20 protein-coding genes are annotated in these 20573 nt (G+C 65.8%); 11 read left to right on the top strand and 9 right to left on the bottom strand.

Features of this window, described 5'->3' with window-relative positions; translation table 11 throughout:
* The first annotated feature begins 8 nt into the window (after nt 1-8).
* From sigM to AWC06_RS17100, 5 genes are all read left to right on the top strand, one after another.
* Nucleotides 9-560 carry an RNA polymerase sigma factor SigM gene (sigM, locus tag AWC06_RS17120; protein ID WP_085199205.1) on the top strand — a complete coding sequence of 184 codons (552 nt, stop codon included), beginning with the start codon at nt 9-11 and terminating at the stop codon, nt 558-560.
* Between the two features lie 50 nt (nt 561-610).
* Nucleotides 611-1291, top strand: a complete 681-nt coding sequence (locus AWC06_RS17115; RefSeq protein ID WP_085199204.1) for a hypothetical protein — start codon at nt 611-613, stop codon at nt 1289-1291.
* 68 nt (nt 1292-1359) lie between these two features.
* The gene (gene trxB, locus AWC06_RS17110) at nt 1360-2358 is read left to right on the top strand and encodes a thioredoxin-disulfide reductase (RefSeq protein WP_085199203.1); all 999 of its coding nucleotides are present in this window, start codon (nt 1360-1362) and stop codon (nt 2356-2358) included.
* Nucleotides 2355-2702: a thioredoxin gene (gene trxA / locus AWC06_RS17105; RefSeq protein WP_085199202.1), complete on the top strand. Its 348-nt coding sequence runs from the start codon at nt 2355-2357 to the stop codon at nt 2700-2702. Before trxB ends, trxA begins: the two co-directional genes overlap by 4 nt.
* A gap of 123 nt (nt 2703-2825) precedes the next feature.
* Complete coding sequence (locus tag AWC06_RS17100; protein ID WP_085199201.1) at nt 2826-4046, top strand: N-acetylmuramoyl-L-alanine amidase; 1221 nt, start codon at nt 2826-2828, stop codon at nt 4044-4046.
* Here AWC06_RS17100 and AWC06_RS17095 read toward each other — a convergent pair.
* From AWC06_RS17095 to rpmH, 9 genes are all read right to left on the bottom strand, one after another.
* The gene (locus AWC06_RS17095) at nt 4033-4764 is read right to left on the bottom strand and encodes an acetyltransferase (RefSeq protein ID WP_085199200.1); all 732 of its coding nucleotides are present in this window, start codon (nt 4762-4764) and stop codon (nt 4033-4035) included. The genes AWC06_RS17100 and AWC06_RS17095 overlap by 14 nt on opposite strands.
* A gap of 310 nt (nt 4765-5074) precedes the next feature.
* Nucleotides 5075-6052, bottom strand: coding sequence for a ParB/RepB/Spo0J family partition protein (locus AWC06_RS17090; protein WP_085199199.1), 978 nt, complete (start codon nt 6050-6052; stop codon nt 5075-5077).
* Nucleotides 6049-6984, bottom strand: a complete 936-nt coding sequence (locus AWC06_RS17085; RefSeq protein WP_169715376.1) for a ParA family protein — start codon at nt 6982-6984, stop codon at nt 6049-6051. The genes AWC06_RS17090 and AWC06_RS17085 overlap by 4 nt, the downstream gene beginning before the upstream one ends.
* Before the next feature lie 41 nt (nt 6985-7025).
* Nucleotides 7026-7754 (bottom strand): 16S rRNA (guanine(527)-N(7))-methyltransferase RsmG, encoded by a 729-nt coding sequence (gene rsmG, locus AWC06_RS17080; RefSeq protein WP_085199197.1) that lies wholly within the window; start codon nt 7752-7754, stop codon nt 7026-7028.
* Between the two features lie 78 nt (nt 7755-7832).
* Nucleotides 7833-8444 carry a Jag family protein gene (locus AWC06_RS17075; RefSeq protein WP_085199196.1) on the bottom strand — a complete coding sequence of 204 codons (612 nt, stop codon included), beginning with the start codon at nt 8442-8444 and terminating at the stop codon, nt 7833-7835.
* Nucleotides 8445-8491: 47 nt separating this feature from the next.
* The gene (gene yidC, locus AWC06_RS17070) at nt 8492-9577 is read right to left on the bottom strand and encodes a membrane protein insertase YidC (protein ID WP_139820101.1); all 1086 of its coding nucleotides are present in this window, start codon (nt 9575-9577) and stop codon (nt 8492-8494) included.
* The gene (gene yidD / locus AWC06_RS17065; protein ID WP_085199426.1) at nt 9561-9881 is read right to left on the bottom strand and encodes a membrane protein insertion efficiency factor YidD; all 321 of its coding nucleotides are present in this window, start codon (nt 9879-9881) and stop codon (nt 9561-9563) included. Before yidD ends, yidC begins: the two co-directional genes overlap by 17 nt.
* Before the next feature lie 5 nt (nt 9882-9886).
* Nucleotides 9887-10240 (bottom strand): ribonuclease P protein component, encoded by a 354-nt coding sequence (gene rnpA / locus AWC06_RS17060; RefSeq protein ID WP_085199194.1) that lies wholly within the window; start codon nt 10238-10240, stop codon nt 9887-9889.
* A gap of 21 nt (nt 10241-10261) precedes the next feature.
* Nucleotides 10262-10405, bottom strand: coding sequence for a 50S ribosomal protein L34 (gene rpmH / locus AWC06_RS17055; RefSeq protein ID WP_083088040.1), 144 nt, complete (start codon nt 10403-10405; stop codon nt 10262-10264).
* A gap of 573 nt (nt 10406-10978) precedes the next feature.
* Between rpmH and dnaA the strand changes: the two genes are divergently transcribed.
* From dnaA to gyrA, 6 genes are all read left to right on the top strand, one after another.
* Nucleotides 10979-12481 (top strand): chromosomal replication initiator protein DnaA, encoded by a 1503-nt coding sequence (gene dnaA / locus AWC06_RS17050; RefSeq protein ID WP_085199193.1) that lies wholly within the window; start codon nt 10979-10981, stop codon nt 12479-12481.
* Between the two features lie 364 nt (nt 12482-12845).
* Nucleotides 12846-14045, top strand: a complete 1200-nt coding sequence (dnaN, locus tag AWC06_RS17045) for a DNA polymerase III subunit beta (protein ID WP_085199192.1) — start codon at nt 12846-12848, stop codon at nt 14043-14045.
* 7 nt (nt 14046-14052) lie between these two features.
* Nucleotides 14053-15231, top strand: a complete 1179-nt coding sequence (gene recF, locus AWC06_RS17040) for a DNA replication/repair protein RecF (RefSeq protein ID WP_085199191.1) — start codon at nt 14053-14055, stop codon at nt 15229-15231.
* 33 nt (nt 15232-15264) lie between these two features.
* Entirely contained in the window at nt 15265-15768 is a 504-nt protein-coding gene (locus AWC06_RS17035) for a DUF721 family protein (protein ID WP_085199190.1), read from the top strand.
* A gap of 219 nt (nt 15769-15987) precedes the next feature.
* Entirely contained in the window at nt 15988-18021 is a 2034-nt protein-coding gene (gene gyrB, locus AWC06_RS17030; RefSeq protein ID WP_085199189.1) for a DNA topoisomerase (ATP-hydrolyzing) subunit B, read from the top strand.
* A gap of 18 nt (nt 18022-18039) precedes the next feature.
* Nucleotides 18040-20550, top strand: a complete 2511-nt coding sequence (gene gyrA / locus AWC06_RS17025; RefSeq protein WP_085199188.1) for a DNA gyrase subunit A — start codon at nt 18040-18042, stop codon at nt 20548-20550.
* Nucleotides 20551-20573: the final 23 nt, after the last annotated feature.

The raw sequence follows: 20573 nt of genomic DNA, 5'->3' as shown, positions 1-20573 counted from the left end.
GTCCGGCCGTGGGCTTCGGTCGCCGGGTTCGGCAGCAACGCAGCGACGCCGAACTGCTGGCCGCCCACGTCGCCGGCGACCGGTACGCCTTCGAGGAGTTGATCCACCGCCATCACCCGCAACTGCAGCGCCTCGCCCGGCTCAGCAGCCGCAGCCCCGAGGACGCCGCCGACGCGCTGCAGGACGCGATGCTCTCCGCGCACCGGGGCGCCGGCTCATTTCGGCATGACGCCGCGGTCAGCAGCTGGTTGTATCGCATCGTGGTCAACGCGTGCTTGGACCGGTTGCGCCGCAACAGGACTCATCCCACTATCGCCTTGGAAGACGTTTACCCGGTGGCCGATCGCACGGCGCAGGTCGAGACCGCAATCGCGGTGCAACGAGCGCTGATGCGGCTGCCGGTCGAGCAGCGCGCCGCGGTGGTGGCCGTGGATATGCACGGCTATTCGGTTGCCGACACCGCCCGGCTGCTCGGTGTGGCCGAAGGCACGGTCAAGAGCCGCTGCGCTCGCGCACGAGCTCGCCTGGCCAGCGTCCTCGGATACCTCGACCACGCCTGATTGCGCCTGGGCCGTGGCGATCCGGTTTCCGATGACGGACACTGAGGCGGATGGGCGGAGCCGAGCCGGATGAACACCACGATGCGAGCGCGGATCCGCCGCTGACGGTGGAGTTGCTCGCCGACCTGCAAGCGGGTCTGCTCGACGATGACGTCGCCGCCCGGGTGCGTCAAAGGATCCGCACCGACCCGGACGCCCAGCGGACCCTGCACGCGCTGAACCGAGTGCGCCGCGAGATCGCCGCGCTGGGCTCGGCGCCGCCCGCCGCTCATGCTGTCCGACCGGGCAATCTGGGCCGCCCGGCGCGAGTCGTCGCCGCGCTGGCCGGTTTGGCGGCGGCCGCGGTAGCGGTCGGGCTCGGCACCGCGGCGCTGCTGCGAGCGCCGGCGCCGACGCCAAGCACGCCGACCACCGCACAACACATCACGGTGTCGCGTCCGCCCCCGGCGATTCCGCTGTCGGATCAACAGATCCTCGCCTTGCTCGACCACGCACCGGACTACGGGCCACTGGCCGACCCGCAACGCCGCGCGTCCTGCCTCGAAGGCCTCGGTTACCCGACGTCCGCCCGCGTGCTCGGTGCCCGCCCGCTCGAAGTCGCCCGGCGCCCCGCAGTCTTGCTGGTGGTGCCGGGCACGGCCCCCGGCACGGTGGCGGCGCTGGCGGTGGCGCCCACCTGTAATTCAGCGAACACCGGTCTACTGGCTGACAGACTCGTGAAGCGGCCGTAGTGTCCGCGGGAACAGCACACCCTAGGCTGGCGTTCCAAACGGTTGAATCCGTATCCCGAAAGGCTCGTATGACCGCCACCGCTGTGCATGACGTGATCATCATCGGCTCAGGACCCGCCGGCTACACCGCGGCGCTCTATACGGCGCGCGCGCAGCTGTCGCCGCTGGTGTTCGAGGGCACCGCGTTCGGCGGGGCGTTGATGACCACGACCGACGTCGAGAACTATCCCGGCTTCCGCGACGGCATCACCGGCCCGGAGCTGATGGATCAGATGCGCGAGCAAGCGCTGCGGTTCGGGGCGGACCTGCGCATGGAGGACGTCGAATCGGTGTCGCTGGACGGCCCGGTCAAGTCGGTCACCACCGCCGACGGCGAGACCCATCAGGCCCGGGCCGTCATTCTGGCGATGGGCGCCGCGGCGCGCTATCTGAATGTGCCCGGTGAGCAGGAGCTGCTGGGCCGCGGCGTCAGTTCGTGCGCCACCTGCGACGGCTTCTTCTTCCGCGACCAGGACATCGCCGTCATCGGCGGCGGCGACTCGGCGATGGAGGAAGCCACCTTCCTCACCCGGTTCGCCCGAAGCGTGACGATCGTGCACCGGCGCGACGAGTTCCGCGCGTCGAAGATCATGCTCAACCGGGCCCGGGCCAACGACAAGATCCGCTTCATCACCAACAGCGTCGTGGTCGCCGTCGAGGGCGACGGCACGGTTACCGGGCTTCGGCTGCGCGACAAGATCACCGGCAAGGAAAGCACGCTGCCCGTGACCGGGGTCTTCGTCGCGATCGGTCACGATCCCCGCTCCGAGTTGGTACGCGACGCCTTGGATGTCGACCAAGACGGCTACGTGCTGGTCAAGCAACCCACCACGAGTACCTCAGTGGGCGGCGTGTTTGCGGCCGGTGATCTGGTGGACCGCAGCTATCGGCAAGCGGTTACCGCCGCCGGCACCGGATGTGCGGCAGCGATCGATGCCGAGCGTTGGCTGGCCGAGCTCGCAGAGTCCGACGGGACCGCCGAAACCGAGTCCGGCACCGACACCGATCTGATTGGAGTACCGCGATGACCGAGAACACCAGCGCCCCAGTGGAAGTCTCTGACGCTTCTTTCGCCAGCGATGTGTTGGCGAGCGATACGCCTGTGCTGGTTGACTTTTGGGCTACGTGGTGCGGGCCATGCAAGATGGTGGCGCCGGTGCTGGCGGAGATCGCGGCCGAAAAAGCCGGTCAGCTCAGGGTTGCCAAGCTCGACGTCGATGCCAACCCGGCGACGGCGCGCGATTTTCAGGTGGTCTCGATTCCCACGTTGATCTTGTTCAAGGACGGTCAGCCGGTCAAACGCATCGTGGGGGCAAAGGGCAAGGCCGCGTTGTTGCGGGAACTGTCCGACATAACGCCTAGCCCCCAATAACAGCGGGCCTGGCATCGCCACGGTTGCCTGGCGTTTTCCGGAAATCGCGGAGCGTCTGCGACAATACCGCCAAGCCTGTCAACTCACGGCAGGGCTGTTCACGGGCTCACCGGAGGCTTTGGAATGTCGATTCCGCACGGCGGCGCCGGCGAATCACTGCGCTGCGGAGACCGCAGCGCAGCAGTCACCGAGATTCGGGCGGCACTGACCGCGCTGGGGCATCTGGACGGCCCCGAGGAGGACCTGACCACCGGAAAGCACGTCGCGCTGGACGTGTTCGACGAGGACCTGGACCACGCGGTGCGCGCCTTCCAGCAACATCGCGGGCTGCTCGTCGACGGCATCGTCGGTGAAGCGACCTACCGCGCGCTGAAAGAGGCGTCCTACCGGCTGGGCGCGCGTACGCTGCACCATCAGTTCGGCGCGCCGATGTACGGCGACGACGTCGCCACCCTGCAAGCCAGGCTGCAAGACCTGGGTTTTTACACCGACCTGGTCGACGGCTACTTCGGTTTGCAGACGCACAATGCGCTGATGTCCTACCAGCGCGAGTACGGGCTGTACGCCGACGGTATCTGCGGCCCGGAAACGTTGCGCTCCTTGTACTTTCTGAGTTCGCGGGTGACCGGCGGCTCTTTGCACGCCATCCGTGAAGAGGAATTGGTCCGTCGGTCCGGTCCCAAGCTCTCCGGCAAGCGGATCATCATCGATCCCGGTCGCGGCGGCGCCGACCACGGTCTGATCACGCAGGGCGCAGGCGGCCCCATCAGCGAGGCAGATATGTTGTGGGACTTGGGAAGTCGTCTCGAGGGCCGGATGACGGCGATCGGCATGGAGACGTTCTTGTCGCGGCCGACTAACCGCAGCCCGTCCGACGCGGAGCGTGCGGCGACCGCGAACGCCGTCGGTGCCGACCTGATGATCAGCTTGCGCTGCGCAGCCCATTGCAGCCCGTCGGCCAATGGTGTGGCCTCGTTTCACTTCGGCAATTCGCATGGGTCGGTCTCCACCATCGGCCGCAACCTGGCTGACTTTATTCAACGAGAAGTGGTGGCGCGCACCGGATTACGGGATTGCCGCACCCATGGCCGCACCTGGGACCTGCTGCGGCTGACGCGGATGCCGACGGTCCAGGTCGACATCGGCTACATCACCAACCCTCGTGATCGCGCGATGCTGGTCACGACGCAGACGCGCGACGCCATTGCCGAAGGCATCCTGGCGGCGGTCAAACGGCTGTATCTGCTTGGCAAGAACGACCGGCCAACGGGCACGTTCACCTTCGCCGAACTCCTCGCCCACGAATTGTCGGTGGAGCAGGCCAGCAGGCTCAGCGGGTCGTAGCCGACGAACCTGCGGCCACCGGCTGCTGCAGTTGCGCGCTCTCCAACAGCCGCTCCAGGGCGGCTTCCACCTCCGCCTTCCACCCGAGGCCCTTGTCCAGCTCGAGCCGCAAGCGCGGGAAATACCGGTGCGGCGCGACCACGACGAACCCCACGTCGCGCAGAAAGTCGGCCCCGATGACGCAGTGTTCGACCGAGCAATCCCCCAGCGCCTCCAGCACGGGTGCCACGTCGGGGTCGACGGCCTGCGGGTCAAGCAACTCGGCGACCGCATCGGTGCGCCCGAACGCCTCCAGCGCCCGCACGCCGCGGCGGACCAATTCGTCGACCACCCGGGCAATCAGGCTGTAGGGCAGATCGTCGGCGGCGGGCCCGGGCTCCACCCGCATCGACGTCAGCAACACGGCGTCGGCGGAAACCGGGGCGGTGGGAAACCGGTGCGCGCGCGGCACCGCCCGCGGCGGAGCGTAGAACGCATACCCCAGGCATGGCGGCTCGCTCTGGCCGCACTCGGCGGGGGTCGCGGTGGCCACCTGGCCGCAGGATCCCCACTCGAGCATGACCATCGACAGCCACGCCTCCTTCTCGAATTCCGGATCGGCGAGGTGGTCGTCTTTTCCGAGGGTCGCGGGGTCCACCTCCCAGAAGACGCACCGGCGCGCATGCTTGGGAAGCTGGTCGAAGGCTTCGAGCTGCAGCGGTGTGATTCGAGCAGTCACTACACTCCTGGGCCTCCGTGAGGGTGCGAGAGGCTAATACCCGGCTTCCCCGCGAAACGGGTGGTCACTTCGCCCCGCAAGCGAGCGTACCCCCAGGATCCCGCAAACGGGGGGTAGTGCGCGACGGCCCGCATGGTCGCGCATGGCCGACTTGCGCCACCTCGGCGTGCTCCTGCTGCGGTGTCGAGGATGCCGGGTAAGCACAGCGCCGAAATGGGCTCGCGCACAGGGTGATTGAGTTGGCCGCGGTCGCTGAAGGTGCCCTGGGGCGCCCAGCCGTCACAGTGACGGAATCGCGGCGTGTCTTCGGTCAGGTGTTCGACGAGTTCATCAGGCCGACGATGCGCTGCAAGTCCTCCACCGAGCCGAATTCGACGACGATCTTGCCTTTGCGTTTGCCCAAGCTGACCGTGACCCTGGTGTCGAAGGCAGTGGACAACCGCTCAGCAACGTCCTGAAGCCCCGGCATCTGAATCGGCTTGCGCCGAGGAGGGGTCGGCTTGTCGGTATCGCCCCGATTGGCGAGGGTGACCGCCTCCTCAGTTGCCCGGACCGACAACCCCTCGGCGACGATGCGGGCGGCCAGGTTCTCCTGAGCCTCCGGGCCGCCCTCGAGGGACAGCAGCGCACGAGCATGCCCCGCGGACAGCACGCCGGCGGCGACCCGGCGCTGGACCGCGATCGGCAGCCGAAGCAGCCGGATCATGTTGGTGATAAGCGGGCGCGAGCGGCCGATGCGGGTCGCCAGCTCATCGTGCGTCACACCAAACTCGTCAAGCAGTTGCTGGTAGGCCGCCGCCTCTTCCAACGGGTTCAACTGCACGCGGTGGATGTTCTCCAGCAGCGCATCGCGCAACAGGTTCTCGTCGCCGGTCTCGCGGACGATGGCCGGGATCGTGGTCATGCCGGCCTCTTGGGCGGCGCGCCAGCGCCGCTCCCCCATCACGAGTTGGTAACGCTTGGAACCATCCAGCGGCCGCACGACGATCGGCTGCATGAGGCCGAATTCGCGGATCGAGTGCACGAGCTCGGCCAGCGCCTCGTCGTCGAACGCCTGGCGCGGCTGACGCGGGTTGGGCTCGATGAGGCCCGGGTCGATCTCGCGGTAGACCGCGCCCATGCCGTTGGGGCTCGCCGGGCCCGGTCCCCCGAGCACGACGTCGGCGGCCGCATCGCCCATCCGCGGACCCAGACTCGACGCGTTGGAGTCGCTGTCGGCGGGTCCCGTCGGAATCAGCGAAGCCAAGCCGCGGCCGAGGCCGCCTTTCCTGCGTAGCGGCTGAGTCATGGTTGTCCCTCCACTGGTCGATCGCGGTTGGCGAGTTCGCGACTGGCGTCGAGGTAGCTCATCGCACCGCGCGAACCGGGGTCGTAGTCGATGATGGTCATGCTGTAACCGGGTGCCTCGGAGACTTTGACGCTGCGCGGGATCACCGTGCGTAAGACCTTGGCGCCGAAATACCGGCGTACCTCGTCGGCCACCTGATCGGCGAGCTTGGTCCGGCCGTCGTACATGGTGAGGATCACGGTGCTCACGTCGAGGCGCGGGTTCAGGTGTGCCCTCACCATCTCGATGTTGTTCATCAACTGTGACACCCCCTCCAGCGCGTAATACTCACATTGGATCGGGATCAGAACCTCCGGCGCGGCGACCAGAGCATTGATGGTCAGCAAGCCCAGCGACGGCGGGCAGTCGATGAACACGTAGTCGAAGTCGCCGTTCTCCAGGCCGCTCAGCGCGGTGCGCAAGCGGTTCTCCCGAGCCACCATGCTGACCAACTCGATCTCCGCACCGGCCAAGTCGATGGTGGCCGGCACACAGAACAGGCGCTCGCTGTGCGGGCTGCGTCGCAGCGCGGCGTGCAACGGAATCTCGCCGAGCAATACCTCATAGGAGGACGGAGTGCCGGAGTGGCGTTCGGTGATGCCCAGCGCGGTGCTCGCGTTGCCCTGCGGGTCCAAGTCGATCACGAGCGTCTTGAGCCCCTGGATGGCCAACGCCGCCGCGAGGTTGACCGCCGTTGTGGTCTTGCCTACGCCGCCCTTCTGATTGGCGATCGTGAACAGCCGTCGGTTACGCGGCCGGCGCAGCGGCGGATAGGTGGTGTGCAGGACGTGCATCGCGCGCTCGGCGGCGGCGCCGATCGGTGTGTCGAATTCGGGCGATGTTTCACGTGAAACCGGCTGCGATGTTTCACGTGAAACATTTGGTGGCGACATCCCCGGGGCTTCCGGCTGAGGAGCCGGACCGTGTGGCGCACTCATACTCTCTCCCTGTCGGACTTCCGGCGCGACCTGCGCCGGTTCGGGGCCGGCTTTCCGCGCCGCGCCACCACCACGGTTGCGGGCGGAGACAAGTAGTTCACGCCACATTGCACCACCCTGACATCAGCTGCGCCCAACGCGGTCATCACACGCCGATGCTCGCGTACTTCCTCGGCTGCCCGCTCCCCTTTGACGGCCAGCATCAGTCCTCCCGGTCGCAGCAGGGGCAAGCTCCACCGCGTCAGCTTGTCCAGCGCCGCCACCGCGCGTGACACCACCGCGTCGCTTCCGCCGACGCGCTCGCGAACGGCGGGGTCTTCCGCGCGCCCCCGGACCACGTCGATCGCCAATCCCAGCTCCGCGACGACGGCGGTCAAGAATTCATTTCGCCGCAGCAGGGACTCGACGAGCACGGCGTGCAGGCCGGGCTGCGCGAGCACCATCGGGATCCCGGGCAGCCCGGCGCCACTGCCGATATCGACGACGCGTTCCCCCGGGTTCACCAGCTCGGTCACCGCCGCACTGTTCAGTAGGTGGCGCTCCCAGAGTCGGTCGATTTCATGGGGGCCCAGGATTCCCCGCTCAACACCTGCACCGGCCAACAGCTCGGCATAGCGCTTGGCGAGATCGAGGCGCGTGCCGAAGACCGCAGCGGCGGCGTCCGGCGGCGCGGGCACTGGCGGCACCACTTGCCTGGAAGAGACCACATGTTTCACGTGAAACATTCCTCCGGTCTGGTGGTGGCAGCGGCGAGCCGCTGGAACTACACCGGTGTAACTCTATGTGGCGTTGTCGTGGTGCGCTCAGTCGAGCAGAACCACAACCCGGCGCGACGGCTCCACGCCCTCGCTCTCGCTGTGGACTCCGTCGATCACCGCGACGGCGTCGTGGACGATCTTGCGCTCAAATGGTGTCATCGGCGCGAGCTCTTCGCGCTCGCCGCTTTCCAGTACCCTCCTGGCAACCTTGTCGCCCAGCGCCGCCAATTCCTCGCGGCGCCGGCGGCGCCAACTCGCGACGTCGAGCATCAGGCGACTGCGCACGCCGGTCTTCTGATGGACCGCTAGCCGGGTCAGTTCCTGTAGGGCGTCGAGCACCTCTCCCTTGCGGCCCACCAACTTGTTCAGGTCGTCGCTGCCGTCGATGCTGACCACCGCCCGGTTGCCCTCGACGTCCAGGTCGATGTCGCCGTCGAAATCAAGGATGTCGAGCAGCTCTTCCAGATAGTCGCCGGCGATTTCGCCCTCGGCGACCAACCGCTCCTCGAGGTCGGCGTCGCCGCCGGCCTCTTCGCCGCCCTCATCGCCGCTGTCGGCCGCCGCCGTATCCGCGCCCGTATCCGTCGAGGCGTCTGGGCCGGCGTCCTGCACCGGTTCTTCGGGTGCGTCGCGTTCAGTTGTGTCGGCGTCTGTCATGCCTGCCTCTGTCCCTTCTCGTCTCAGGGCCCGGCCGTGGTCGCCGGTCAGCGTTTCCGCTTCTTCGGCTTCGCGCCCGGGCGTGGAGTCCGGTTGGCCGCGCCGTCCGTGCGCGCCGCCTGTCGGGTCTTGCTTTGTCCGTCGACCTCGGCACCGGCCTCACCGCCGCCGGGCGCCGCCGCCGCGCCGTTGCCGCCCGCCGGCGTGGCCTTTGGCGGACGCTTCGGTTTGGCGCCGGGTGCCGGCGCATTCGCGGCCCGTCGCTGGATCGCTTCCTGTTTCTTCGCCTCTTCTTCGCGCTCGATCATCCCGAAGACGTAGTGCTGCTGGCCGAACGTCCAGATGTTGTTGGAAACCCAATACACGATGATCGCCAGCGGCAGGAAAGGACCGCCGACCACCACGCCAAGCGGAAAGACATACAGCGCAAGCTTGTTCATCATCGCGGTCTGCGGGTTGGCTGCCGCTTCGGGACTCTGCCGCGCGACCGAGGCGCGGCTGTTGAAGTACGTCGCGATTCCCGCCACGATCATCACGGGCACCCCGACGCCGATCACGGCGAGGCGGCTGAATTCGGTGAACGCGTCCAGCCCGGTCCGCTGGGTCATGAACGCGCCGATCGGCGCGCCAAAGAGGTTGGCATCCAGGAAGTGCGCCACGTCGGTCGGGCTGAACACGTAGTTCCCTGTGGCACGGTTCTGGGCCACCGAGAGATGCGGTTGACCAAACCCGCCCGTCGTGCGGTTGAACGAACGCAACACGTGATACAGACCCAGGAACACCGGCATCTGCGCCAGCATCGGCAGGCAGCCCAGTATCGGGTTGAACCCGTGTTCGCGCTGCAGCTTCTGCATCTCCAAGGCCATCCGCTGACGGTCCTTGCCGTACTTCTTCTGCAGCGCCTTGATCTGCGGCTGCAACTCTTGCATCTGGCGGGTGGTGCGGATCTGTCGGACGAACGGCTTGTACAGGATTGCCCGCAGGGTGAACACCAAGAACATCACCGACAGCGCCCATGCGAAGAAGTTCGACGGCCCCAGCACAAAGGCAAATGCCTTGTACCACAACCACATAATCGCCGACACCGGGTAATAGAAGATGTCCAGGCTGAACGGATCAAACGTCAACGGAATCCTCCGCTCGCTTCGCTGGGGTGCCCCAGTCGTGGCCTACACGCGCCGGCGCCACCGGCCGCTCCGGTATCGGATCCCATCCTCCCCGATGCCATGGGCCACATTTCGCCAGCCGCACGATGGCCAGCCAACTCCCCCGCACCAGGCCGTACTCGGTGAGGGCGTCCACCGCGTATTGACTACAGGTTGGCGTGAACCGGCACGTCGGCAATCGCAACGGCGACACCATATGCCGGTAGAGCTGAATCACGAATATCAAGCCGCGCGCCGCCGCCGCGCCGGCCTGGCTAGCCCACCCCGTCATGTCCTTCACCGGTTCGAGCCCATCAACTCGAGTTGGCGTAAGCCGGTGCGCAGTTGCCGTTCCAGTCGGGCCGACTCGACGTCGCGACTACCCGGCAGCGCGCGGATCACCAGGCGCTGGGACCGATCCAACCCTTGCACCACGGCGCGGGCGACATGACGCAAGCGACGCGCCACCCGATGCCGTTGCACAGCGGTGCCCACCGACTTGGCGACAATCAGGCCGACCTTCGGGGCGTCCACCTCGTCGGTGGCGCGTCGGGCATAGATGACAAGGTCCGGCTGCACGGCTCGGACCCCGTGCCTAACCGTTGCGTCGAAATCGGCCGACCGCCTCATGCGGTTCCGTGCGGAGAGCACCGCTCTACATTCGCAGTCTGATCAGGCAGTCAGCGTGCGGCGGCCTTTACGACGCCGATTCGACACGATCGCCCGTCCTGCCCGGGTGCGCATCCGCAACCGGAAGCCGTGCACACGGGCTCGGCGCCGGTTGTTCGGCTGGAAGGTCCGCTTGCCCTTTGCCACGACTATCTCCTCGTTGCATCTGGCATCGCGATCCGACCTTTTATGTCATGCCGGTCGGACACGATTGCCCTCACGAAGCCTCAGCAGGCTCGGTGTCTCGCTGGTAACCGGCGCGGGCCCCGGGCATATTGCCCGGATCGCAGCCGTATCGCCGACTTTCGGGCGACTGTTCGAGGGTACTGACGACCGTTCGTCGGGTCAAACCTTCCCCATTGCGCCATCGACTCGGCACCGCGATTTAACTGCCGTCACACCCGCCACGGCTGGCGGCGAGCGATGTTATGAAAGCACCCGGCAATGTTGCAGAACTGTTGGCGCTCAAACAGAAAACTTGTTAGCTTCGTGCATGCCGTTTCGGACTGGAACGGCGCCCGACAACGAAGCGAGGATGGCGGATCGGCTTCCTTTCCAGGCAACCTATGCTGGGTGTCTCGAGCGCCGATCTTGTGTGCTGTCGCCGTTAAACTGCGGCGTGACGTGGGCTGTCCTGTCCACACCTGTGGATAACCATGTGGACAGCCCGTCGTCGCACCTTATGGTTGTATATCGACGTCGAATCAGGGGGATCCGTCGTTGACCGATGACCCCGGATCAAGTTTCGCGACGGTCTGGAATGCGGTCGTCTCCGAACTCAACGGCGAGCTTCCGACCGACGGCTCTTCGCTAAACGGTGAGCCCTACGGCGTTCCGCTGACCCCTCAGCAAAGGGCCTGGCTGAACCTCGTGCAGCCGCTGACCATTGTTGAAGGATTTGCTCTGCTGTCGGTGCCGAGCAGCTTCGTGCAGAACGAGATCGAACGCCACCTGCGCACCCAGATCACCGACGCACTGAGCCGACGGCTCGGACAACCAATCGAACTGGGCGTGCGTATCGCTCCTCCGGCCGACGACGAGGCCGACGACGGCAGTGCCCCGATGCCCGAGGAGCCGGCCGCCGACGCCGACGAGGTAGACGAAGACCGCGAAGCCCTGGCCAGCGCACACGAGAATTGGCCTGCCTACTTCACCGAACGACCGCCCACCAACGACGCCGACGGTGATGGCGGCACCAGCCTCAACCGGCGCTACACGTTCGACACGTTCGTCATCGGCGCCTCCAATCGGTTCGCCCATGCCGCCGCCCTGGCCATCGCCGAAGCACCGGCTCGCGCCTACAACCCGCTGTTCATCTGGGGCGAATCCGGACTGGGCAAGACTCACCTCCTGCACGCCGCCGGCAACTACGCGCAGCGCCTCTTTCCCGGCATGCGGGTCAAGTACGTCTCCACCGAAGAGTTCACCAACGACTTCATCAACTCGTTGCGCGACGACCGCAAGGTCGCGTTCAAGCGCAGCTACCGCGACGTCGACGTGCTGTTGGTGGACGACATCCAGTTCATCGAAGGCAAAGAGGGCATCCAAGAAGAGTTCTTCCACACCTTCAACACCCTGCACAATGCCAACAAACAGATCGTCATCTCCTCTGACCGCCCACCCAAGCAACTGGCCACCCTTGAGGACCGGCTACGGACCCGGTTCGAGTGGGGCTTGATCACCGACGTCCAGCCGCCCGAGCTGGAAACCCGAATCGCCATCCTGCGCAAAAAAGCACAAATGGAACGCCTGGCCGTACCCGACGACGTGCTCGAGCTCATCGCAAGCAGCATCGAACGCAATATCCGCGAGCTCGAGGGCGCCTTGATCCGCGTCACCGCGTTCGCGTCACTGAACAAGACACCGATCGACCGGTCGCTGGCGGAAATCGTGTTACGAGACCTGATCGCCGACGCCAGCACCATGCAGATCAGCGCGGCGACGATCATGGCCGCCACAGCCGAGTACTTCGACACCACCGTCGAGGAACTCCGCGGGCCCGGTAAAACCCGGGCGTTGGCCCAGTCCCGCCAAATCGCCATGTACCTCTGCCGGGAACTCACCGACCTGTCGTTACCGAAAATCGGTCAGGCTTTCGGCCGCGACCACACCACAGTCATGTACGCCCAGCGCAAGATCCTCTCCGAAATGGCTGAACGGCGTGAGGTCTTCGACCATGTCAAGGAACTCACCACGCGCATTCGGCAACGCTCCAAGCGCTAACCGCGGTGTGCATATCCCTGTGAGCAACCGGTCTATGCCGTGGCCAAGATTTCCCCGGCCCGTGCACAGCCGTACGTCATCCCCAACCGCTGCACACAAACCACACAACCGCCGGTGTCGTCATCCACAACCCGGTTCGCTTCCCCAGCAGCGCCGACGCCAACCTGTCCCCAGCATCCACAGGCCTTACTACTGCTACTGATATCTCTACGTAGTTTCTTCTTCGAAAAGACACCTGGGGACACCCGCTTCCCACCCGCCTGCCGGCACAACAACATCCCGAGTGTCACTGCTATCGATTAGCTTTCAAGATGGCGGCCGAAGCTCTACGGTTGTGGTTCGACTGCCGCGATGAAGGGACGCTATGAACGTGGCGACGACCAAGGTCGGTTTGACCGACTTGAAGTTCCGTTTAGTGCGTGACGACTTCGCCGACGCAGTGGCCTGGGTGGCACGAAATCTGCCCACCAGGCCCACGGTGCCGGTGCTCGCCGGAGTGCTGTTGACCGGCTCGGACGACGGTTTGACGATCTCGGGGTTCGACTACGAGGTTTCGGCTGAAGTTCGGTTGGCCGCTGAAATAGCTTCTCCGGGAACGGTTTTGGTGTCGGGGCGGCTGTTGTCTGACATTACCCGGGCTTTGCCGGACAAGCCGGTTGACGTGCAGGTCGACGGCACCCGGGTGTCGCTGACCTGCGGTAACGCCAGGTTTTCGCTGCCCACGATGGCTGTCGAGGACTACCCGACGTTGCCCGCGCTGCCCGAAGAAACCGGCACGCTTTCGGCGGATCTGTTTGCTGAGGCGATCACCCAGGTGGCCGTCGCGGCTGGCCGGGATGACACGCTGCCCATGCTGACCGGGATCCGGGTCGAGATTTCCGGTGAAACTGTGGTGCTAGCCGCGACCGACCGGTTCCGGTTGGCGGTTCGCGAGCTGACCTGGTCGGCGGGATCGCCCGATATCGAGGCGGCGGTGTTGGTGCCGGCGAAGACGCTGGCCGAGTCGGCCAAAACCGGAACCGATGGTGCCGAGGTGCATTTGTCGTTGGGTGCGGGCTCTGCGGTGGGCAAAGAGGGATTGCTCGGTATCAGCGGAAGCGGGAAACGCAGCACGACCCGGCTGCTGGACGCCGAGTTCCCGAAGTTTCGTCAGTTGTTGCCCGCCGAACACACTGCGGTGGCCACGATCGATGTCGGCGAGCTGACCGAGGCGATCAAACGAGTCGCGTTGGTCGCTGACCGAGGTGCGCAGGTGCGGATGGAATTTTCCGAGAGTGCGCTGCGCCTTTCAGCCGGCGCCGACGACGTCGGCCGCGCCGAAGAAGACCTGCCGGTCGATTTCGCGGGTGAGCCGCTGACCATCGCATTCAACCCGACATATCTGACCGACGGGTTGGGTTCGCTGCATTCCGAGCGGGTGTTGTTCGGTTTCACCACGCCCAACAAGCCGGCGGTGTTACGCCCGGTCACCGACGATGACCCCCTGCCCAGCGGCACCGGGCCGTTCTCAGCAGTGTCGACCGATTACGTGTATTTGTTGATGCCGGTCCGCCTACCTGGTTAGCGGTTAGGTGTACGTTCGCCATCTCGGGTTGCGGGATTTCCGGTCGTGGGCACACGCCGATTTGGAATTGGAACCGGGCCGCTGGGTGTTCGTCGGGCCGAACGGATATGGCAAGACGAATCTCGTTGAAGCGCTGTGGTATTCGTCCACCCTGGGCTCGCATCGGGTCGCGACCGACGCGCCGTTGGTGCGGGTGGGCTGCTCGCGTGCGGTGATCTCGACGATCGTCGTCAACGACGGTCGGGAGTGTGCGGTTGATCTGGAGATCGCGGCGGGGCGGGCCAACAAGGCGCGCCTGAACCGGTCACCGGTGCGCAGCCCGCGCGAGGTCGTCGGGGTATTGCGCGCGGTGATGTTCGCGCCGGAAGACCTGGCCCTGGTCCGGGGCGATCCCGCCGATCGGCGCCGATATCTGGACGACCTGGCGACCGTGCGCCGCCCGCGGATCGCTGCGGTGCGCGCGGACTACGACAAGGTGTTGCGTCAGCGCACCGCGCTGCTCAAGACGGCGTCGGGTGCCCGCTTCCGGGGTGACCGCGGCACACTGGACACGCTCGAGGTTTGGGATGGGCACCTGGCCACGCACGGCGCCGAGCTGATGGCCGCCCGGATGGACCTGGTCAACGAATTGGCGCCCGAAGTGGAGAAGAGTTACGAACAGCTGGCCCCGGGATCGCGGGCCGCGACCATCACCTACCGCGCCAGTGTCGACACCGGCGAGGGTGTCGATGCGGAGGCGCTGCGGTCCGCGCTGTTGGCCCAGATGGCACAGCGCCGTGACGCCGAGCTCGAGCGCGGCATGTGTCTGGTGGGTCCGCACCGTGACGATCTGGAGCTGAAACTCGGTGAACAACGCGCGAAAGGCTTTGCCAGCCATGGTGAATCGTGGTCGATGGCGTTAGCTTTGCGGTTGGCGTCCTACGAACTACTGCGCGCAGAGGGTGGTGAGCCGGTGCTGCTATTGGACGACGTATTCGCCGAACTGGACACCGCACGCCGTGCGGCGCTGGCCGCGGCCGCCGCGTCAGCAGAGCAGGTCCTGGTGACGGCGGCCGTCGTGGATGACATTCCCCACGATTGGGACGCCCGGCGGGTGACCATCGCGTTGCACGACGACGACAATGGACGCGTGTCGGTCGTGCGCCATGAACCCGGAGCGTCGACGATGCAGGCCGGAACGGCCTGAGGAGGAGCGCGACCATTGAACCCCGACGATGCAATGGACCTTGTCCGGCGCACCCTGGAGGAGGCGCGCGGCGCCGCGCGCACGCAAGGGAAAGACGTCGGGCGGGGGCGGCGGATACCGTCGACGCGCCGGGTGGCCGGCGCGTCGAGCCGACGGCGCTGGTCGGGACCGGGCCCAGACAGCCGCGACCCGCAACCGTTGGGCAGGGTCGCGCGCGACGTGGCGAAAAAGCAGGGATGGTCATCGCGCGTCGCCGAGGGCACGGTGTTCGGGCAGTGGCCGTCGGTGGTCGGACAACAGATCGCCGAACACGCCAGACCCACCACCCTGCGCGACGGGGTGTTGAGTGTGTCCGCCGAATCCACCGCGTGGGCGACCCAGCTGCGAATCATGCAAACCCAGCTGATCGCGAAGATCGCCGCCGAAGTCGGCGATGGCGTCGTCACATCGCTGAAAATCACCGGCCCGGTCGCGCCGTCGTGGCGCAAGGGGCCGCTGCACATCGCCGGAAGAGGCCCCCGCGACACCTATGGTTGACCGGCCGAAAGATCGGCTCAGGGCCGTTACAAGAGCGCAACTTGACCCGCCAGCCGTCAGGACGCATGCAATAGCGAGAAATTCCGCGCACGGCGCAGACAGCTGTGTAGAAACGCCCTCACAGAATCGGTGCTGGGCGCCCTTACCGGTAGACTGGCCGAGGACTAACGCGCGGTGATCGGATAACGCGCCCGCAACCCCAAGGAGATCATTCCGACCGTGGCTGCCCAGAAGAAGGCCCGCAAGTCGTACGACGCCGGAGACATCCAGGTTCTTGAAGGGTTGGAGGCGGTTCGAAAACGGCCGGGCATGTATATCGGCTCGACCGGCGAACGCGGTCTTCACCATCTCATCTGGGAGGTCGTCGACAACGCGGTGGATGAGGCCATGGCCGGCTTCGCCACCAAAGTCGACGTGAAGATCCTCGAGGATGGGGGCGTAGAGGTCACCGACGATGGACGCGGCATCCCCGTCGCGATGCACGCGACCGGCATCCCCACCGTCGATGTAGTGATGACGCAACTGCACGCGGGCGGCAAGTTCGGTGGCGACGATGGCGCCTACGCGGTTTCGGGCGGATTGCACGGTGTGGGTGTGTCGGTGGTCAACGCGCTGTCGACCCGGCTTGAGGTCGAGATCGCGCGCGACGGCTATGAATGGTTCCAGTACTACGACCACTCGGTGCCGGGCACGCTCAAACAGGGCGAAAAAACCAAGAAAACCGGAACGACGGTGCGGTTCTGGGCCGATCCGGACATCTTCGAGACCACCGAATACGACTTCGAGACGGTGGCCCGCCGGCTGCAGGAAATGGCGTTTCTCAACAAGGGCTTGACCATCGAACTGGTCGACGAGCGCGTCGCCGCCGAAGAAGTGGTCGACGAGGTCGTCAGCGACACCGCCGAAGCGCCGAAGTCGGCACGGGAAGAGGCGGCGGAACGCAACGCCCCGCAGCCGAAGGTCAAGCACCGCACCTTCCACTACCCCGGCGGTCTGGTCGACTTCGTCAAACACATCAACCGCACCAAGAACGCAATTCACAGCAGCATCGTCGACTTTTCGGGCAAGGGTGAGGGCCACGAGGTCGAGATCGCAATGCAGTGGAACGCAGGCTATTCGGAGTCGGTGCATACCTTCGCCAACACCATCAACACCCACGAGGGCGGCACCCACGAAGAGGGATTCCGCGCGGCGCTGACATCGGTGGTCAACAAGTACGCCAAGGACCGCAAGCTGCTCAAGGACAAGGACCCCAACCTCACCGGTGACGACATCCGCGAGGGTCTGGCCGCCGTCATCTCGGTGAAGGTCAGCGAGCCGCAGTTCGAGGGCCAGACCAAGACCAAGCTGGGCAACACCGAAGTCAAGTCGTTCGTGCAGAAGGTCTGCAACGAACAGCTCACCCACTGGTTCGAAGCCAACCCGACCGATGCCAAGACCGTCGTCAACAAGGCGGTCTCGTCCGCGCAGGCGCGCATCGCCGCCCGTAAGGCACGTGAGCTGGTGCGTCGCAAGACCGCCACCGACATCGGCGGATTGCCGGGCAAGCTGGCCGACTGCCGCTCCACCGATCCACGCAAGTCGGAACTGTATGTGGTGGAAGGAGATTCAGCCGGTGGCTCCGCGAAAAGCGGGCGGGACTCGATGTTCCAGGCCATCCTTCCGCTGCGCGGCAAGATCATCAACGTGGAGAAGGCCCGCATCGACCGGGTGCTGAAAAACACCGAAGTCCAGGCGATCATCACCGCGCTGGGCACCGGCATCCACGACGAGTTCGATATCAGCAAGCTGCGATACCACAAGATCGTGCTGATGGCCGACGCCGACGTCGACGGCCAACACATCTCCACCCTGCTGCTCACGCTGCTGTTCCGGTTCATGCGCCCGCTGATCGAAAACGGGCACGTGTTCTTGGCGCAGCCGCCGCTGTACAAGCTCAAGTGGCAGCGCAGCGATCCGGAGTTCGCATACTCCGACCGCGAGCGCGACGGCCTGCTGGAGGCCGGGCTGAAGGCCGGCAAGAAGATCAACAAGGACGACGGCATCCAGCGCTACAAGGGTCTGGGTGAAATGGACGCCAAGGAATTGTGGGAAACCACGATGGATCCCTCGGTCCGGGTGCTGCGCCAGGTCACCCTCGATGACGCCGCCGCCGCCGACGAGCTGTTCTCCATTCTGATGGGCGAGGACGTCGACGCCCGTCGCAGCTTCATCACCCGCAACGCCAAAGACGTTCGCTTCTTGGATGTTTAAGACATACAAGGGATATAAATGACAGACACCACGCTGCCTCCGGGCGGTGACGCCGCCGACCGCGTCGAGCCGGTCGACATCCAACAGGAGATGCAGCGCAGCTACATCGACTACGCGATGAGCGTGATTGTCGGGCGCGCGCTGCCGGAAGTGCGCGACGGCCTCAAGCCGGTGCACCGCCGGGTGCTGTATGCGATGTTCGACTCCGGGTTCCGCCCGGATCGCAGCCACGCAAAGTCGGCGCGCTCGGTTGCCGAGACGATGGGCAACTACCACCCGCACGGTGACGCGTCGATCTACGACACCCTGGTGCGGATGGCCCAGCCGTGGTCGCTGCGCTATCCCCTGGTCGACGGCCAGGGCAACTTCGGCTCACCGGGCAACGACCCGCCGGCCGCGATGAGGTATACCGAAGCGCGGCTGACTCCGCTGGCGATGGAGATGCTGCGTGAAATCGACGAGGAGACAGTCGATTTCACGCCGAACTACGACGGGCGGGTGCAGGAGCCGACGGTACTGCCCAGCCGGTTCCCCAACCTGCTCGCCAACGGCTCCGGCGGCATCGCCGTCGGCATGGCCACCAACATCCCGCCGCACAACCTGCGCGAGCTCGCCGAGGCGGTGTTCTGGTGTCTGGAGAACTTCGACGCCGACGAAGAGGCGACGCTCAAGGCGGTCACCAAACGGGTCAAGGGCCCGGACTTCCCCACCGCCGGGCTGATCGTCGGCTCGCAGGGCATTGCCGACGCGTACGCGACCGGCCGCGGCTCCATCCGGATGCGCGGAGTTGCTGAGATAGAAGAAGATTCACGCGGCCGCACGTCGCTCGTCATCACCGAGTTGCCGTATCAGGTCAACCACGACAACTTCATCACCTCGATCGCTGAGCAGGTCCGCGACGGAAAGCTGAGCGGTATCGCGAACATCGAAGACCAAACCAGCGACCGGGTGGGCCTGCGCATCGTCATCGAGCTCAAGCGCGACGCGGTGGCCAAGGTGGTGCTGAACAACCTCTACAAGCACACCCAGCTGCAAACCAGCTTCGGCGCCAACATGCTGGCGATCGTCGACGGGGTGCCGCGCACGCTGCGACTCGATCAGCTGATCCGCCACTACGTCGACCACCAGCTCGATGTCATCGTGCGGCGCACCACCTACCGGCTGCGCAAGGCCAACGAACGAGCCCACATACTGCGCGGCCTGGTCAAGGCGCTCGACGCCCTCGACGAGGTGATCGCGCTGATTCGGGCGTCGGAGACCGTGGACATTGCCAGACGGGGCCTGATCGAGCTGCTCGACGTCGACGAGATCCAGGCGCAGGCCATCCTGGACATGCAGCTGCGCCGGCTGGCCGCGTTGGAGCGCCAACGCATCATCGACGACCTGGCCAAGATCGAAGCCGAAATCGCTGACCTGGAAGACATTTTGGCCAAGCCGAAGCGGCAGCGCGGGATCGTGCGCGACGAGCTCAAAGAGATCGTCGACAAACACGGCGACGACCGCCGTACTCGCATCGTGGCTGCCGACGGCGAAGTCAGCGACGAGGATCTGATCGTCCGGGAGGACGTCGTCGTCACCATCACCGAAACCGGTTACGCCAAGCGCACCAAGACCGACCTGTACCGCAGCCAGAAGCGGGGCGGCAAGGGGGTTCAGGGCGCCGGGTTGAAGCAGGACGACATCGTCGCGCACTTCTTTGTGTGCTCGACGCACGACTGGATCCTCTTCTTCACCACCCAGGGCCGGGTGTATCGGGCCAAGGCCTACGACCTGCCGGAAGCCTCGCGGACGGCGCGCGGGCAGCACGTCGCCAACCTGCTGGCGTTCCAACCCGAGGAGCGGATCGCGCAGGTCATCCAGATCCGCAGCTACGAGGACGCCCCGTATCTGGTGCTGGCCACCCGCAACGGTCTGGTGAAAAAGACCAAGCTCACCGACTTCGACTCGAACCGCTCAGGCGGGATCGTGGCGATCAACCTGCGCGACGGCGACGAGCTGGTCGGGGCGGTGTTGTGTTCGGCCGACGACGACCTGCTGCTGGTGTCGGCCAACGGGCAGTCCATCCGGTTCTCGGCGACCGATGACGCGTTGCGCCCGATGGGCCGCGCCACCTCGGGTGTGCAGGGCATGCGGTTCAACGCCGACGACTACCTGCTGTCGCTGAACGTGGTCCGGGAAGGCACATATCTGCTGGTCGCGACGTCGGGAGGCTATGCCAAGCGCACGGCGATCGAGGAATACACCACGCAGGGCCGCGGCGGCAAGGGCATCTTGACCATCCAGTACGACACCCGACGTGGCAGGCTGGTTGGAGCACTGATCGTCGACGAGGACAGCGAGGTGTATGCCATCACCTCCGGTGGCGGCGTGATTCGGACCGCGGCCCGGCAGGTCCGCAAGGCCGGGCGGCAGACTAAGGGCGTTCGGTTGATGAACTTGGGCGAGGGCGACACACTGTTAGCCATCGCACGTAACGCCGAGGAGGCTGGCGTGGCCGACGACGATTTGGGTACCGCACCCAACACGTAGCGATGGCCGACCTGCTCGACGGT

Source organism: Mycobacterium fragae (assembly GCF_002102185.1).
GTDB classification, from domain to species: Bacteria; Actinomycetota; Actinomycetes; order Mycobacteriales; family Mycobacteriaceae; genus Mycobacterium; species Mycobacterium fragae.
This window is presented reverse-complemented; position numbering and strand designations above follow the sequence as displayed.

Coding starts and splice junctions, on each gene's coding strand:
- gyrA (WP_085199188.1), top strand. CDS start 18,040: ATGACAGACACCACGCTGCCTCCGGGCGGTGACGCCGCCGACCGCGTC.
- AWC06_RS17035 (WP_085199190.1), top strand. CDS start 15,265: ATGGACCTTGTCCGGCGCACCCTGGAGGAGGCGCGCGGCGCCGCGCGC.
- trxB (WP_085199203.1), top strand. CDS start 1,360: ATGACCGCCACCGCTGTGCATGACGTGATCATCATCGGCTCAGGACCC.
- AWC06_RS17090 (WP_085199199.1), bottom strand. CDS start 6,052: ATGACTCAGCCGCTACGCAGGAAAGGCGGCCTCGGCCGCGGCTTGGCT.
- AWC06_RS17085 (WP_169715376.1), bottom strand. CDS start 6,984: ATGTCGCCACCAAATGTTTCACGTGAAACATCGCAGCCGGTTTCACGT.
- rsmG (WP_085199197.1), bottom strand. CDS start 7,754: ATGTTTCACGTGAAACATGTGGTCTCTTCCAGGCAAGTGGTGCCGCCA.
- trxA (WP_085199202.1), top strand. CDS start 2,355: ATGACCGAGAACACCAGCGCCCCAGTGGAAGTCTCTGACGCTTCTTTC.
- AWC06_RS17100 (WP_085199201.1), top strand. CDS start 2,826: ATGTCGATTCCGCACGGCGGCGCCGGCGAATCACTGCGCTGCGGAGAC.
- yidD (WP_085199426.1), bottom strand. CDS start 9,881: ATGACGGGGTGGGCTAGCCAGGCCGGCGCGGCGGCGGCGCGCGGCTTG.
- AWC06_RS17075 (WP_085199196.1), bottom strand. CDS start 8,444: ATGACAGACGCCGACACAACTGAACGCGACGCACCCGAAGAACCGGTG.
- dnaN (WP_085199192.1), top strand. CDS start 12,846: ATGAACGTGGCGACGACCAAGGTCGGTTTGACCGACTTGAAGTTCCGT.
- AWC06_RS17115 (WP_085199204.1), top strand. CDS start 611: ATGGGCGGAGCCGAGCCGGATGAACACCACGATGCGAGCGCGGATCCG.